At 68.9% G+C, this 13447-nt stretch carries 15 protein-coding genes; 10 read left to right on the forward strand and 5 right to left on the reverse strand.

Translation table 11 applies throughout. From position 1 onward, the window contains the following. Window positions 1-7: 7 nt before the first annotated feature. Window positions 8-1504 carry a sugar ABC transporter ATP-binding protein gene (locus tag KME78_RS45355; protein WP_219536140.1) on the reverse strand — a complete coding sequence of 499 codons (1497 nt, stop codon included), beginning with the start codon at window positions 1502-1504 and terminating at the stop codon, window positions 8-10. Window positions 1505-1673: 169 nt separating this feature from the next. Here KME78_RS45355 and KME78_RS45360 point away from each other — a divergent pair, with 169 nt between their 5' ends. From KME78_RS45360 to KME78_RS45390, 7 genes are all read left to right on the forward strand, one after another. Beyond that, on the forward strand, window positions 1674-2972 hold the full coding sequence (locus KME78_RS45360) for a rhamnulokinase (RefSeq protein ID WP_219536205.1): 1299 nt from the start codon (window positions 1674-1676) through the stop codon (window positions 2970-2972). Beyond that, the gene (locus KME78_RS45365) at window positions 2972-3976 is read left to right on the forward strand and encodes a LacI family DNA-binding transcriptional regulator (RefSeq protein WP_219536206.1); all 1005 of its coding nucleotides are present in this window, start codon (window positions 2972-2974) and stop codon (window positions 3974-3976) included. The genes KME78_RS45360 and KME78_RS45365 overlap by 1 nt, the downstream gene beginning before the upstream one ends. Before the next feature lie 32 nt (window positions 3977-4008). Continuing rightward, window positions 4009-4506, forward strand: a complete 498-nt coding sequence (locus KME78_RS45370; RefSeq protein ID WP_219536141.1) for a hypothetical protein — start codon at window positions 4009-4011, stop codon at window positions 4504-4506. Between the two features lie 35 nt (window positions 4507-4541). After that, window positions 4542-5147, forward strand: coding sequence for a cyclodeaminase/cyclohydrolase family protein (locus KME78_RS45375; protein WP_219536142.1), 606 nt, complete (start codon window positions 4542-4544; stop codon window positions 5145-5147). A gap of 193 nt (window positions 5148-5340) precedes the next feature. After that, window positions 5341-6168 carry a bifunctional 5,10-methylenetetrahydrofolate dehydrogenase/5,10-methenyltetrahydrofolate cyclohydrolase gene (locus tag KME78_RS45380; protein ID WP_219536143.1) on the forward strand — a complete coding sequence of 276 codons (828 nt, stop codon included), beginning with the start codon at window positions 5341-5343 and terminating at the stop codon, window positions 6166-6168. 191 nt (window positions 6169-6359) lie between these two features. Beyond that, window positions 6360-7037, forward strand: coding sequence for a type 1 glutamine amidotransferase (locus KME78_RS45385; RefSeq protein ID WP_219536144.1), 678 nt, complete (start codon window positions 6360-6362; stop codon window positions 7035-7037). Beyond that, the gene (locus tag KME78_RS45390; RefSeq protein ID WP_219536145.1) at window positions 7034-7567 is read left to right on the forward strand and encodes a 2'-5' RNA ligase family protein; all 534 of its coding nucleotides are present in this window, start codon (window positions 7034-7036) and stop codon (window positions 7565-7567) included. The genes KME78_RS45385 and KME78_RS45390 overlap by 4 nt, the downstream gene beginning before the upstream one ends. Before the next feature lie 194 nt (window positions 7568-7761). On the opposite strand, the gene KME78_RS45395 is transcribed toward KME78_RS45390, so the two are convergent. Then, a complete protein-coding gene (locus tag KME78_RS45395) occupies window positions 7762-8010 on the reverse strand; it encodes a recombinase family protein (RefSeq protein WP_219536146.1) in 249 nt (82 codons plus the stop codon). A 193-nt stretch (window positions 8011-8203) separates the two neighbouring features. Then, window positions 8204-8893 (reverse strand): TetR/AcrR family transcriptional regulator, encoded by a 690-nt coding sequence (locus tag KME78_RS45400; protein ID WP_219536147.1) that lies wholly within the window; start codon window positions 8891-8893, stop codon window positions 8204-8206. 164 nt (window positions 8894-9057) lie between these two features. Between KME78_RS45400 and KME78_RS45405 the strand changes: the two genes are divergently transcribed. Both KME78_RS45405 and KME78_RS45410 read left to right on the forward strand, forming a co-directional pair. Beyond that, entirely contained in the window at window positions 9058-9432 is a 375-nt protein-coding gene (locus KME78_RS45405; protein WP_219536148.1) for a nitroreductase family deazaflavin-dependent oxidoreductase, read from the forward strand. Between the two features lie 107 nt (window positions 9433-9539). After that, window positions 9540-10247, forward strand: a complete 708-nt coding sequence (locus KME78_RS45410) for a DUF4386 domain-containing protein (RefSeq protein ID WP_281429057.1) — start codon at window positions 9540-9542, stop codon at window positions 10245-10247. A gap of 572 nt (window positions 10248-10819) precedes the next feature. Here KME78_RS45410 and KME78_RS66690 read toward each other — a convergent pair. Next, complete coding sequence (locus KME78_RS66690) at window positions 10820-10948, reverse strand: hypothetical protein (protein WP_281429058.1); 129 nt, start codon at window positions 10946-10948, stop codon at window positions 10820-10822. A gap of 173 nt (window positions 10949-11121) precedes the next feature. Further along, entirely contained in the window at window positions 11122-12345 is a 1224-nt protein-coding gene (locus tag KME78_RS45415; RefSeq protein WP_219536150.1) for an oxygenase MpaB family protein, read from the reverse strand. A gap of 155 nt (window positions 12346-12500) precedes the next feature. Between KME78_RS45415 and KME78_RS45420 the strand changes: the two genes are divergently transcribed. Continuing rightward, window positions 12501-13172, forward strand: a complete 672-nt coding sequence (locus KME78_RS45420) for a TetR/AcrR family transcriptional regulator (RefSeq protein ID WP_219536151.1) — start codon at window positions 12501-12503, stop codon at window positions 13170-13172. Window positions 13173-13447: the final 275 nt, after the last annotated feature.

A 13447-nucleotide genomic window follows, 5' to 3' on the forward strand; every position in this document is an offset into this window, starting at 1 on the left:
CTCCCAGTCATGCGGCCCTCCCGGTGGCGGCGTTCATCACGCTCTCCTCGGTCGCGTCGGCGCGTGAGATCTCGGCGGTCAGCCGTCCCTCGTGCATGACCAGCACCCGGTCGGCCATGCCGAGCACCTCCGGCAGGTCGGAGGAGATCATGAGCACCGCGATGCCCTGCCCGGCCAGTTCCGACAGCAGCCGGTGCACCTCCGCCTTGGTGCCGACGTCGATGCCGCGGGTCGGCTCGTCCACGATCAGCACGGACGGCTTCGTGGCCAGCCATTTGGCCAGCACGACCTTCTGCTGGTTGCCGCCGGACAGCACGCCCACCCCATCACTGAGCCGGGCGAACTTGAGCCGCAAGCGCACCGCCCAGTCCTTGGCCCGGTCGCGCTCGGCCTTCCGCGAGATCGTCACGCCCCTGCGCAGCGAGCCCAGCCCGGTCAGGCCGATGTTGCGCTCGATCGACAGCTCCATGACCAGCCCCTGCTGGCGGCGGTCCTCCGGCACCAGGGCCAGGCCCGCGCCCATCGCCGCCGTCGGGCTCCCGGCGGGCAGCCGCCGGCCGTCCACGGACACCGAGCCCGCGTCCCAGCGGTCCACGCCGAAGACCGCCCTGGCCACCTCGCTCCGCCCGGCGCCCACCAGCCCGGCGAGCGCGACGATCTCGCCCCGCCGTACCTGGAAGGAGACGTCGGTGAAGACGCCCTCGCGGGTCAGCCGCTCCACCTGGAGCGCGACCTCGCCGAGCGGGGCCTCCTCCTTGGGGTAGAGCGCGCCGAGCTCGCGGCCCACCATGCGGCGTACCAGGTCGTCGTGGGTGAGCCCCGAGACGGGCTCGCTGGCGATCCAGGCGCCGTCGCGCAGCGTCGTGACCCGCTGGCAGAGCGAGAAGATCTCGTCCAGCCGGTGCGAGATGAACAGGATCGCGCAGCCGTGCTCGCGCAGCGCCTCGACCACCGAGAACAGCCGCGCCACCTCGTTACCGGACAGCGCGGCCGTCGGCTCGTCCATGATCAGGACGCGGGCGTCGCGGGAGAGGGCCTTGGCGATCTCGACGAGCTGCTGGTCGGCGATGGACAGGCCGCGCGACGGCTGTTCGGGGTCGAGGGCGACGCCGAGCCGCTCGAACAGCTCCCGTGTCTGGGCGCGCATCGCCTTGCGGTCGATGCGGCCGAGGGAGCGGCGGGGCTGGCGGCCCATGAAGATGTTCTCGGCGACGGACAGGTCCGGAAAAAGCGTCGGCTCCTGGTAGATCACGGCCACCCCGGCCTGCTGGGCGTCGGCCGGTCCCGCGAAGACGACCGGCTCGCCGTTCAGCAGCACCTGGCCGGTGTCGGGCCGGTGGACGCCGGCCAGGGTCTTGACGAGGGTCGACTTGCCCGCGCCGTTCTCCCCTGCCAGGGCGTGCGCCTCACCGGCGAACAGGTCGAGTGAGACCTCGCGCAGCGCTCTGACCGCTCCGAACGACTTGCTGACGTTCGCGAGCGCGAGTGTGGGGGTGACACTCATGCATCCCTCCGGACAACAAACGTTTTAATCGCGACGAACCCGGAATCTAAGCGCTGGACCAGCAGGCGTCAATGCCTTCACGCCTCTTCTGGCGTCTTTGTGATTGTTACGTTTTAATCGGGGGGTGCGATTCACTGCCGTGGACCTAGGCGCCTCCAGCGGGCGGGTCATGAGTGCCGACGTGTCAGCCGAGAGCGTGCGCCTCGTGGAGGAACATCGCTTCCTCAACCGGCCCGTACGCGTGGCCGGAACGCTGCACTGGGACATCCTCTCCCTCTACCAGGGCCTGCTCGACGGGCTGCGCAAGGCCGGACCCGCCGAGTCGGTCGGCATCGACGCGTGGGCCATCGACTACGGGCTGCTCGACCGCGACGGCGCGCTGATCGGCAACCCGGTGCACTACCGCGACGGCCGCACCGAGAAGATCACCGAGCGGATCGATCCCTATGAGGTGACCGGGCTGCAGTTCCTCCGGTTCAACACGGTCAACCAGCTCGCCTGCGACCGGCTGGACCGGGCCGAGACGATGCTGCTGATCCCCGACCTCCTGGGATACTGGCTGACCGGCGAGCGCTGGGCCGAGCGCACCAACGCCTCGACGACCGGGCTGTACGACGTCACCAAGCGGGACTGGGCCTGGGAGCTGATCGCCCGCCTCGGCCTCCCCAGCCGGATTTTCCCCGAAATCTCGGATGGCGGCGTCGCGGCGCTGCGGGCCGACGTGGCCGCCGAGATCGGCTACACCACCTCCCTGGCCCAGGTGGGCTCGCACGACACCGCCTCGGCCGTGGTCGGCGTGCCCGCCACCGGCGACCGCTTCGCCTACATCTCCTGCGGCACCTGGTCCCTGGTCGGCGTCGAACTGCCCGCCCCCGTGCTCACGGAGGAGAGCCGCCTGGCCAACTTCACCAACGAGGCCGGCATCGACGGCACCACCCGCTACCTGCGCAACGTCATGGGCCTGTGGATCCTGCAGGAGTGCCTGCGCGTGTGGGACGACCCGCCGCTGGAGCCGCTGCTCGCCGCCGCCGCCGAGGCCAGGACCGACGCCGTCATCGATCCCGACGATCCGTCGTTCCTGCCGCCGGGTGACATGCCCGCCCGGATCGCGGACTACTGCGCGCGTACCGGGCAGACGGCTCCGGAGGATCGGGCGCAGGCCGTACGATGCATCCTGCAGAGCCTCGCCCTCGCCTACCAGCGGGCCGTCGCCGACGCCGTCCGCCTGAGCGGGCGGCCGGTCGAGGTCGTCCACCTGGTGGGCGGCGGATCGCGTAACGCGTTGCTGTGCCAGCTCACCGCCGACGCGACCGGCCTGCCGGTCGTCGCGGGGCCCGTGGAGGCGGCCGCCCTGGGCAACGCGCTGGTCCAGGCGCGGGCCCGCGGCGTGGTCGGCGACCTGGCCGACATGCGGGATCTGGTACGACGAAGCGAGAGCCTGCGCACCTACGAGCCACGGGGGCAATGATGACGACGGTGAGCATCAAGGACGTCGCGGCCCGGGCCGGGGTGTCGCCCGGCACGGTGTCCAACGTGCTCAACCGTCCGGAGAAAGTGGCCGACTCCACCCGGATCCGCGTCGAATCGACGATCAGGGAGCTCGGCTTCGTCAGGCACGGCTCCGCCTCGACCCTGCGGGCCGGCCACAGCCGCACCGTCGGGCTGTCCGTGATCGACATCGGCAACCCGTTCTTCACCGACGTGGCCGCCGGGGTGGAGGACGTGGCGAGCGAGCGCGGCTACGCCGTCATCCTCGGCAACTCCTCGGGCAGCCGGATGAAGGAGGAGCGCAACCTGCTGGTGTTCGCCGAACAGCGGGTGCGCGGCGTGCTCATCACCCCGTCGGACGAGGACCCGGGCCGGCTCGACCAGCTACGGGGGCGCGGCATCTGCGTGGTGCTCGTCGACCATCCGGCCGAGCGCTCCGACCAGTGCGCCGTCGCCGTGAACGACGTGACCGGCGGCTCGATGGCCGTCGCGCACCTGCTGGAGGGCGGCGCGGGCAGCCTCGGCTACGTCACGGGACCCGCCGTGATCAGACAGTGCCAGGACCGCAGGCGCGGCGCGGAGCAGGCGATGGCCGCGGGCGGCCGCGACCCGCGCGAACTGCTCGAGGTCGCGATGCCCGCCATGACGGCCAAGGCGGGCCAGCAGGCGGCCGAGAGACTGCTCGCCGAGGGGACGCTGCCGGACGCGCTGTTCTGCGCCAACGACCTGCTCGCGCTCGGCATGCTGCGCGGGCTGCTCCAGGCGGGTGTCCGGGTGCCCGACGACGTGTCGCTGATCGGGTACGACGACATCGACTTCGCCTCGGCCTCCACGGTGTCGCTGACCTCGATCCGGCAGCCCACGTACCAGCTCGGCCGGGTGGCCACCGAGCTGCTGCTCGACGAGTGCGACAACCCGGCGACGCACGCGCACCAGCAGATCATGTTCCAACCGGATCTCGTCGTGCGGGAGTCCACGCGGTAGGTTGTCCGCAAACCGAACAAACGGGGTTGATCATGCAAAATGGTGCCCGTCATGCGCTCGGGCTGGTCGCGGGACTGTTCCTCCCTCCGTTGATCGCCGTCGGACTGTTCTACGGTGTCGATCAGGTCAGTCGTAGCTACCAGCAGTTCATCCTCTCCTGGACCGGGCTCGGGGTGCTCCTCGTCTCGGGGATCCTGCTCGCGTTCCTGCTCGGCTCGCGGTTGTCGCCCGTCGCCTCGCTGGTGGGTGGGCTGGAGTTCACCGTGTTCGGCTTCCTGCCGTTCCTGGACATCCTCGGACTTCATCTGATCCCCGATCGGATGTTCGGCGACGTCCTGTGGTCCGGGTTCCTGACCGTGGCCTACACCGGGCTGCTGCTGATGTTCGGCGTGATGCTGCTGGTGAGCTCGGCCTTCCCGTCCCGCTGGCGGTCCTCGGCCCCGCGCGCCATCACGGCCGGGCCCGCGTACGGGGTGATCCCGCCGTACCAGGGCCCGGAGGACGCGACTCGGCCACTCCACCGCGATTGACCGTCCGCGCGGTCGTGGCCTGGCAGAATGCCGCCATGCGCGACTCCAGGATCGTCGATTTCCTCGCCCAGCTCGCCGCCCACGTACCCGCGCCGGGCGGCGGGGCCACCGCGGCCCTGCACGCGGCACAGGCCGCCGCGCTGCTCGGCATGGTCGCCCGCTACACCACCGGGGAGAAGTACACCGACCACGCCGAGGCCATCGTCGCGCTGATCGCCGAGACCGACACGATGCGCGCACGGGCGCTGCGGCTGCTGGAGGAGGACGCGGTGGCCTTCACCGCGGTGACGGACGCCTACCGCCTGCCGAAGGGCCCGGAACGCAGCGCGGCCATCGCCTCGGCCCTCGTCGGCGCGGCCGAACCGCCCGCCAGAGTCGTCGAAACGGCCACCCGCCTGGTCGAGCTCTGCGAACTGCTGCTGCCGATCGGCAACCCCAACGTGATCACGGACGTGGCGGCGGCGGCCGACGCGGCCCGCGCGGCCCTCACGACCGCACGGGTGAACGTCGAGATCAACCTGAACGGCATCAAGGACGACAAGGCGCGCGACGCGCTCCGCGCCCGGCTCGCCGACGTGGACGCCACAGTCGACAGAGCGGACCGGGTGACGGCCACTGTCCGCGAGCGCCTCGCCACGTGACCGCCCCTCTCGCAGACGTACGCCGCCAGGACGCGCCCTATCCGGACGCGCCGGATGCGTACCGCTTTGACGCGCGCCACCTCGACCCACACCCCCGAGTGCGCGGCCTTGGACACGCGCCGTTCCCCGATGCGTGCCCCGCTGAGCGGGGGGATGGTCACGGGGCTGCCGGGGCGTACGAGAGGATCGACGTGTGAAGACGCTGACGGGTAAGGAACTGGCCGCCGCCATCAGGGCGGAGACGGCGGCGCGGGTGGCGGACGGGCCGCAGCCGAGGCTGGCCGTCGTGGTCGCGACCGCCGACGAGGCGAGCCTGTGGTACGTACGGTCGATCGCCAAGGCCGCCTCAGGCGTGGGCATCGCCTGCGACCTCGCCGACCTGGGCCCCGGCGCCACGGCCACCGGCATCCGTGAGACGCTCGAACGACTCAGCGCCGACCCGGGCGTACACGGCGTCATGCTGCAGACCCCGCTCCCCCCGGGCGCGTCGGCGCAGGAGCTGGCCGCCGCCATCGACCCGGCCAAGGACGTGGACGGTGCGAACCCGCTGTCCCTGGGCCGCCTGGCCGCCGGGCTGCCCGCGTTCGCCCCGGCCACCGCGGCCGCCGTCATGGCGCTGCTCGACCATTACGGAGTCGCGCTGGAGGGCCGCCGAACCGTGGTCGTCGGCCGTTCGACCGTGGTCGGCAAGCCCCTGGCGCACCTCCTGCTCGGCCGGAACGCGACAGTGACCGTCTGCCATTCACGAACCCGCGACCTGGCGGCCGTCACGTCCACGGCCGAAGTGCTGGTCGCGGCCGTAGGACGGGCCGGGCTGATCGGCGCCGAGCACGTGACGCCCGGCGCGGTCGTCATCGACGTCGGCACCAACCCCACCGAGGACGGCGGCCTGGCCGGCGACGTGGACTCCGCCGCGGTCGCGGACCGCGCCGGGGCGCTGACGCCTGTACCGGGCGGCGTGGGCCCGGTGACGACCGCACTCCTGCTGCGACACACCGCCCAGGCTGCGGACCTGAGGTGAACGAGCGGACGACCGAAACGCCGACGCCAGAAGGTGGCGAGCCGAAAGCGCGCCCTGGAGAACGCGTGACGCACCGAACAGCCGAGACAGCAACGCCAGAAGGCGACGCCCCAGACAGCCAGAACCGCGCCCCAAAGGACGTCAACACGTGACGTACCAAACGATCGAGACAGCGACGCTGGAGGATGTCGATGCGTGACGTGCTGATCGTGCAGAACAGCAGGAGCGGCGGCCCCGGCCGCCTGGGCGGTTGGCTGGAGGAGGCCGGGCTGCGGCTGGACGTCGTACCCGCCTACGACGGCGCCCCGCTGCCCGCTCGGCTGTCACACGGTGCCATGATCATGCTGGGCGGCGGCTTCCTGCCGAGTGACGACGACCGGGCGCCGTGGCTGGCCACGGCCAGGAGCCTGGTCGCGCAGGCGCTGGATGAGGGCGTGCCGTTTTTCGGCATCTGCCTGGGCGGGCAGATGATCGCCGAGGTCGCGGGCGGCGAGGTGACCCCCGACGCGGGCGCTCCGGAGAACGGCAGCCTGCCAGTGACGCTGCGGCCCGAGGCGGCCGACGACGCGCTCTTCTACGGCCTGCCCGAGGTGGTGCCCGCCATCGAGCACCACGTGGACGCGGTCACCGCCCTGCCGCCGGGGGCCGTCTGGCTGGCGGAGACCACGGACTGCCCGTACCAGGCGTTCCGCGTCGGGGAGCAGGCTTGGGGGGTGCAGTTCCATCCCGAGGTGCTGCCGGCCCGGATCCGCGAGTGGCGGGTCGACGGCTTCGACCCGGACGAGGTCTATGCCCAGGCGGTGGCCGACGAGCCGGTGTCGACGCCGATCTGGCGCGAGGTGGCCACCCGCTTCGCCAAGCTGATATGACGGGCCGTTACCCGGCCGGGCTCACGGCGCTGGTGGTGCCGGTGCCGGAGGCCGAGCCGGTGGTGGGCCGCTGGCGGGCGGCGCTCGATCCGTCCGTGGCGTACGGGGTGCCGGCGCATGTGACGGTGATGTACCCGTTCCTGCCGCTCGATGCTGTTGACCGGGAGGCGCTGGCTGGGCTTTTCGCAGGGTATGCACCGTTCGATGTGGTGTTCGCCAGGTGTGGGCGGCTGCCCGAGTTGCTGTATCTGGAGCCGGCGCCCGGCGAGCCATTCGTCCGGCTCACGCACGCGGTGACCGGGCGCTGGCCCGAGGCCCGACCGTACGGAGGCAAGTACGAAACAGTAATGCCACACCTTTCGATCGGGTACGAGAGCGACGGCGCCGCCCTCGACGAGGCCGAAACGGCGATCGAACGAGGGCTGCCGGTCAGAGCACGGGTGGCGGCAGTCCAACTGGTGGCGTACGACGGCACGGTCTGGCAGGTGGTCGAGGATTTCCCGTTGACGGCGGCAGGCTCGCCTCGCTAGGCACACATCAGGCCACCGACACCGCACAGGCGCGTCAGCTCACGTACGGCCTCGCGCTCTCTTACCCGTCAGCTCACCTACGGACTCATAATCCGTGGGTCGTGGGTTCAGGTCCCACCCGCCCTACCGACATCACCGCAGGTCGAAAGCCTGTTTTGGACGATGCCAGCGGGCTGTGAATGATCTCCTCAAGATCATGTTCCCCGATGTTCCCGCATCTCATCATGCGGCAGTCGACATTTGATCATCTCCGCGCGTCCCTGCCGCCCACCATCCCCGGTGCCCGTGTTGTCGTCGAATACCTTGGGACGGCCGTGGCGTCCGCACTCGCGTGCCGAGGCCTGGCCCTCCAGCGACTTCTCCCGGATGTACTCCCGCTCGGACTCGGCCATCCCGGCGAAGAACGCGAACAGCGCGGCCCCGTGCCCGCTCGGGTCGCCCATGGCCGTCCGGGACCGCGATCGACGGGCGTCCGCACCTCCAGCTCCGCCCGCAATTGCGGCATCAGCATGAAGCGCGGGGTGTGGTACTTCGGCGCGACCTTCCCGCCTCGCGTCCGGCAGGCGCTCCCCGCCGGCGCCTGGCAGGTCGGACATTCTAAGGCCTCCACCGCGACCGCCGGATCGGCAAGATCACTCATGTCGCACAACCTCCCGCGCGCACGAACCCGAGCGGGGGGCCCCTCCGGCGAGCTTCGAGCGCATCCAAGATCAGGTCCAGGCCGTAGCTGAACTCGCTGGTGTAGTCGTAGCCCGGCCGCAGGGCGTGGTCGCGGATCATCTCGGTGAGGTACGGCAACTCCTCCGCCGGCAGATGCCGGAGGATGCCGCCGGCCACTTCCTCGACATCGTCCGGCGTCGTCACCGGCAGGTTCGCCTCCTGGAGGACGAACCCGGAGACGTAGCTGTCGATGAGCGAGACGGCGTGCGCGGCCATCGGCAGCGTGAACCCCGCCTCCCGGAGGACGCCCAGGACGGCGTCGTGGTGGCGCAGCGTCGCCGGTCCCGGATTGCGACGGGAGTCCATGAGGCCGAGAGCCCAGCTGTGCTGCGACAGGACCATGCGTGCGGAGAAGGCACGCGTACGGATCGCATCGCGCCAATCGTCGCATTCGGCACCGGGTAGCTTGATCGCCGCGAACACCATGTCGACCACGCCGTCGAGGATCGCGTCTTTGTTCGGCACGTGGTGGTAGAGCGACATCGCCTCCACGCCCAGTTCCTGCGCCACCCGGCGCATCGTGATCGCCTCCACGCCGCCGCGATCCGCGACCCGGATCGCGGCTTCCAGCACGAGGCCTCTGCTGAGCGGTTGTGGTGGTGGCACGACGGCTCCGGGGTGTGAGCGGGTTGACAGCCTTACGAGCGTAAGCCAACCTTACACTAGTAAGTAGCCTTACTGGTGTAAGGCCATCCAGGTTCGCGTCAGCCAGGGTTCAGCCAACACCTGACCTGTGACGCGCCCCGCCGGGGCGAGAAAAGGAGATTTCGATGCCGATGCCGAAGTGGTGGGGGCACGTGAACAAGCGGGTGTTCAACCCCCGCGCGATAACCGGCGGGAGATGGCCGGTGCTGATTCACATCGGTCGCATTTCTGGCGCTACGTACCGCACGCCGCTCGATGCGCATCCCGTCGACGGTGGCTACCTGTTCGTTCTGGTGTATGGATCGCGCTCCGATTGGGTGCAGAACGTCCTGGCGGCCAGCGGTGCGCGGCTCCGGGTCGACGGGAGAGAGGTAGAACTCACCGCCCCACGTCTTGTCGGGAAGGACGAGGCGTTCCAGGCCCTCCCCAATGAGGTGGCACGCCCACCGAAGGTGCTCCGCATCACCGAGTTCCTCCGCATGGACCTGCTCACAGGCTGACCCTGGCCGCCGCCCCGGCAGTCCCCGTCTTGCGCGTCGGGGAGCCTGAACCGGCTCGCCGATCCGGCGCCGGCACACTCCGCCACCACGACAATTACAGGACAAGCATGGTGCATATAAACAGGCGGGCAACCGCAATTGCGGGCGCACTGGTCATCGTAGGCATGATCGCCGGCGCGCTGAGCATCGTTCCCACTCTCGAGGAGCCACGCTATCTCGCTCTCATTTCCGCACACGAGAGCCAAGTCATCGTCGGCGCAGTTGCTCAGTCCATCATGATCCCCGCCTATGTCGGGTTCGCACTGTACCTCTATCCGACATTGAGGGCGGAGAACGAAGCGCTCAGTCAGGGTTTCCTTGGGTTTAGGCTGATCGCAGCGACGTTCCACTTCATGGGCGTGATTCTCCTGCCCTTGTTTCTTGTGCTGGGCCATGGATTCACCCAGGCCAGCGCTTCGGACGCATCCAGCCTCGAGGTCTTGGGCGAGCTGCTGCGGACGGCGCGCGACTTGGTCAATCACGTCGCATTGATCATCTCGCTGAGCCTCGGAGATCTCCTGTTGTTCCGCATTCTATGGCGGTCGAGATCTGTCCCTCGATGGCTATCCGGGTGGGGATTTCTGGGAATCGGAGCAGCTATATCGGCGAGCTTCTTGGTGCTGCTTCGCCTAACTGACGTGGTCACGCCGCTCTACCTGGCCATGAATGCGCCACTGGGCCTGCAGAGCTTTGTCTTCGCCGTGTGGCTGATGATAAGAGGCTTCGCTACTAATACATCAATCACGGCCCACCAGCACGGCGTCCGGCGCGGCTGACGCGCAGGCCGTCCCACCTTGTTGCGACAGCCTGCGGAGTCCGCCACTCGTGAGACGTTGCCCCAGGGAGCATCTCTTCCCGTAGCACGTGAGGCACTCCGGGCTTGCCGCCCACCAGAGCGCCATCGTTCCGCCCCCCCCCGCCGGCCCTGCGCCTGCCGAAAATCACGTCCATGCACGTCAGGCAGACCATGCATCGCATCCGAGGTCCGTTGCGAGCCATCCTGCCTGTGGACGCAAATGACCAGGCGATGGCTGCTCGGTGGTTGCTCGCACACGTTCGATCCGCCGTAAGGTTCGAGTGCCCGCAAGCCTGGCCCCAAACAGCCGCGCCGAGATGGGGGACAAATGGCACAAAACGCCGATGGTCAAGAACGCATGGTTGCTCGGTGGTTGCTCGCGTGTACGCGATACAGCACGGCACGCGTCGGCACAGACCGACACAACGACGGGGATAATCCCAGCCACGACAATACAGAACAGCACTTCGTGACACTGAGCGACATCAACCGAGGATTCTCATAATCCGTGGGTCGTGGGTTCGAGTCCCACCCGCCCAGGCACAGATGAACTCACCGGGCTGCACCTCTGAGCAGCGCCCCCCAGACCCGCTCCGCCTCGGCCGCCATCGTCCACGCCGTCTCGTGGATCACGCCATCGGCGGAACGCCGGACGAACGCTGCGATGAGTACACGGATCACAGGGTTCTCTCGGGCGCTTCGACGGACGGCCGGTACCGACCGTTCCGGACGGCGGTGGCGTAGGTGCCGGACACGGCGCGGGCGCGTTCGCCCACCCCCGATAACCCAGAGCCAGGGGCTCACCGGCCGGTGGCGGCTGCCTGGTCGGTGCGAGCGGCACCCCTGGACCGTGATCAGCTGGGCCGATTACCCGTCGGAATCACGATCTTGGTTTGTGCCCCCTTGGTGAGGTAGTACGTGGTCCACTTCTTGACCATCTCGTCGAGGAGCCAGGCGGCGGCGGGCACCAGCGGCAGCCCGATCAGACCTTCCCGGAACCGCACCAGTAGCGGCCACGCGGTCTTGACCACCGGGTCCCACAGCGGCTCGCGCCGGACGCCGTTCCAGTCGGCCACCTGGTCGCCGGTGAGGTACCTGGCGAACGCGTTGACGAGAGGCTTGTCGACGCCGCCGGGGCTGGTCAGCTCCGCGAGCATGTCCCGCAGGATGGCGTTGAGCTCCACCCCCTCCGAGGTCGGCCCCATGTTCCTGGGCAGGACCAGATCCGACTGGGTGTAGGAGGAGTCCCAGGTGGCGGGGAGGAACTCGTCCCTGATGCCGAGCATGTGCCCCAGCATCTGTACCGAGTGCAGGTACGCCGCGGCCTCAGTGGAGGAGATGCGCACCTGCCATTCCCGCATCCCGCGCATGGAGTAGGTCGCCAGGGTGTGCCACGTGACGAGCATGTCCTCCTGGCTGATCGGGATAGGGCCGGACCAGTGGGGAGACGACTTCAGCAGGTGCCGCACCGCCGCGTGCACCAGCCGGGTCTTCACGGCCTCGACCACGGCCGTGCCGCCGGGACCCCAGGCGTTCTGGGGTCTGACCGCGTACGCCAGAATGTTCGTCTTGGCGATCCGGTCTTTCAGATCCGCACCGCCCGCGGAGTAATAGACAGCGCGTGCCTCCTTGGGGATGGCAGTGGCCAGCATCCCGGCGCCGACAATGGTGAGGACGACGATGTAGTTCCCCTTGAGCGCGTGGAACCGCGCCGCGGCGTCCAGCTTGGTGGGGTCGGCCCACGGCGGCAGCTGACGCGCCTGCTCGATGAAGGCCCGCAGATCCTCCGGCAATCCCGCGGGCAGGGGCTGGTCGTTGCGGTTCCAGTCGTGCAGCAGCCGGTTGACCTCGGGTATGGCACCGCGGTCGAGCAGGGAGGCGAGGAGCGGATCGGCCACGTCGTCCCACACCCATCGAGGGTCGGCGCCGCTGCCGGAACCCGCGATCGAACCACTGGCCGGCCAGCCCCAGTCGCCGGACAGGGAATCCGCCTGGGCCGGGGAGGCCATCCCTAACGCGCCGAGCGCTCCCAAGGCGGTGCCCGAGATCAGTACTTCGCGCCTGCTCAACTCTGCCATGCTCCGCACTCCTTCGAGGTGGGGTTCTGCTCAGGGCATGCGAGAAATGGTTGATACTGAGAAACAGGTCATGGATCTGTGTATCATCATCAGAGCACAGTGTGACGAGCATCACAAGACCGCGTTTGAGGGCAGACTCTCTACAGGAGGTGATCGTGGATTCTGTGCTGTCCGCATTCGTGGCGCCGTCGGACTCTGATTCGTTGCTGGAGCGCGCCTATGTCGATGCCGTCGAGCGCGTCGACGACAGCGACGAGCTACGGGCGCGCATCCTCGACGCGGCGTACGAGCGGTTCTGCCGGATGGGCATCAGGCGCTCCACCATGGAGGACGTCGCCCGGCTGGCGAAGGTGTCGCGGATCACGGTCTACCGCCGGTTCGACACCAAGGACACGCTGATCGAACATGTGGTGCGCCGGGAGTTCCGCCGCTATTTCGACCAGTTCCTCATCGACATAGAACAAGCCGGCACCGCTGCCGACAGGGTGGTGCTGGGCTTCGTGACCTCGTTGCGGGCAATTCGCAGCAATCCGCTGATCGGCGGACTCATCGCCACGGAACCGGACCTGCTCATCCCCTCCATGATGGCCGACGGGGGTCAGACCCTCGCCACCGTGCGGCATTTCGTGGCCGGCCAACTCCGCAGCGAGCAACGCGCGGGCAACGTGTCGAGCGGCCTCGACGTCGACCTCGTGGCCGAGATGATGGTGCGGATCTCCACCTCTTTCCTGACGATCCCCAGCGCCATCGTCAACCTGGATGACGACGAGCAACTGGCCGCGGTGGCCCGGCGATTCCTGGTAACCATGCTGGAGCCACCAGCCTGAGCTTCAAGACCACAGGTCAGAGCCGTTGTGACGGCATTCGACGCTGAACAGCGCAATCTGTCCAGGCTCTGTTCCGTGGTCCGGAAGGGCCGCGACAGGTGAGGGGTCAGGTCCTGGGAGGCGGGGAAGCGGCTGCCGTCGGCCGGCCACCGCCGCGCCGATCTCTGGAACTTCTCGACCTCCGCCTCCGGGTACCAGCCCTCACGCTGTCAGGCACATAGATGCCGAGGCTCCCGACGAACATGTTGGGTGTACGCACATGTCCCCCAACTCAT

Source organism: Nonomuraea guangzhouensis (assembly GCF_019396345.1).
Lineage (GTDB): Bacteria > Actinomycetota > Actinomycetes > Streptosporangiales > Streptosporangiaceae > Nonomuraea > Nonomuraea guangzhouensis.

Excerpts from the sequence above, each read along its gene's own strand:
- KME78_RS45360 (WP_219536205.1), top strand. The coding sequence starts at position 1,674 with ATGAGTGCCGACGTGTCAGCCGAGAGCGTGCGCCTCGTGGAGGAACAT.
- KME78_RS45365 (WP_219536206.1), top strand. The coding sequence starts at position 2,972 with ATGACGACGGTGAGCATCAAGGACGTCGCGGCCCGGGCCGGGGTGTCG.
- KME78_RS45390 (WP_219536145.1), top strand. The coding sequence starts at position 7,034 with ATGACGGGCCGTTACCCGGCCGGGCTCACGGCGCTGGTGGTGCCGGTG.
- KME78_RS45415 (WP_219536150.1), bottom strand. The coding sequence starts at position 12,345 with ATGGCAGAGTTGAGCAGGCGCGAAGTACTGATCTCGGGCACCGCCTTG.
- KME78_RS45355 (WP_219536140.1), bottom strand. The coding sequence starts at position 1,504 with ATGAGTGTCACCCCCACACTCGCGCTCGCGAACGTCAGCAAGTCGTTC.
- KME78_RS45385 (WP_219536144.1), top strand. The coding sequence starts at position 6,360 with ATGCGTGACGTGCTGATCGTGCAGAACAGCAGGAGCGGCGGCCCCGGC.
- KME78_RS45370 (WP_219536141.1), top strand. The coding sequence starts at position 4,009 with ATGCAAAATGGTGCCCGTCATGCGCTCGGGCTGGTCGCGGGACTGTTC.
- KME78_RS45375 (WP_219536142.1), top strand. The coding sequence starts at position 4,542 with ATGCGCGACTCCAGGATCGTCGATTTCCTCGCCCAGCTCGCCGCCCAC.
- KME78_RS45395 (WP_219536146.1), bottom strand. The coding sequence starts at position 8,010 with ATGGGCGACCCGAGCGGGCACGGGGCCGCGCTGTTCGCGTTCTTCGCC.
- KME78_RS45405 (WP_219536148.1), top strand. The coding sequence starts at position 9,058 with ATGCCGATGCCGAAGTGGTGGGGGCACGTGAACAAGCGGGTGTTCAAC.
- KME78_RS45410 (WP_281429057.1), top strand. The coding sequence starts at position 9,540 with ATGGTGCATATAAACAGGCGGGCAACCGCAATTGCGGGCGCACTGGTC.